This is a genomic window from Bartonella sp. AA86SXKL (assembly GCF_042196885.1).
This window is the reverse complement of record NZ_JBHIRE010000121.1, coordinates 1-809: the sequence shown is the minus strand read 5'-3', so window position 1 is coordinate 809 and position 809 is coordinate 1. Positions and strand designations below refer to the sequence as shown.

Genomic DNA, 809 nt, shown 5'->3' with positions numbered 1-809 from the left:
AATTAAGTTGCGATGGTATCCTCGTTGCCACACCAGCAGGATCTACCGCATATAATTTATCAGCGCAAGGACCTATTTTGCCTCTCATGGCTCCCCTTATGGCGCTTACTCCCGTTAGTCCTTTTCGTCCTCGTCGCTGGCATGGAGCATTGCTTCCTAACACGGCAATAGTACGCTTTGATATGCTCGAATCTGACAAACGTCCTGTAAATGCAGCAGCCGATAATGTTGAAGTTAAATCTGTCTATTCAGTTACTATTTCAACGGCAAAAGAAGTAACAGTCTCAATCCTTTTTGACTCTAACCATTCATGGGATGAACGTATTTTATCAGAACAATTCCTCTATTAATTATTGTATTATGCTCTCTATGCGTGTATGTCCGTTATAGTTGACTTTTTTATGAAGGCATCTTACCCCTCTCTATAATGTAGGATACTTAATTTACTAAGAATTTGAAAAGCGAAGTTAAAATCGCAGAGCAATTGATAGAAAAATGACACCACCTTTAAATAATTTTGATGATTTAGGTCTTTCTGCAAAGGTTATCAAGGCAGTAAAGTCAGTTGGATACACTGTTCCAACACCTATTCAGAGTGGTACAATTCCACATGTACTACAGAGAAGAGACGTTTTAGGAATAGCCCAAACAGGAACTGGAAAAACAGCCTCTTTCGTTTTGCCTATGCTAACTCTCCTTGAAAAAGGCCGTGCAAGAGCGCGTATGCCCCGTACTCTCATACTAGAACCAACACGGGAACTTGCAGCCCAAGTTGAAGAAAATTTCGATAAATACGGAATAAATCATCG

Annotated in this window: 2 protein-coding genes; both read left to right on the top strand. The window is 40.2% G+C overall.

Features of this window, described 5'->3' with window-relative positions; translation table 11 throughout:
* A partial coding sequence (locus ACFIO5_RS10350; protein ID WP_522729883.1) for a diacylglycerol kinase catalytic domain-containing protein occupies positions 1-350 on the top strand: 350 nt, incomplete at its 5' end.
* A gap of 145 nt (positions 351-495) precedes the next feature.
* On the top strand, positions 496-809 hold a 314-nt coding region (locus tag ACFIO5_RS10345), incomplete at its 3' end, for a DEAD/DEAH box helicase (protein ID WP_375705356.1).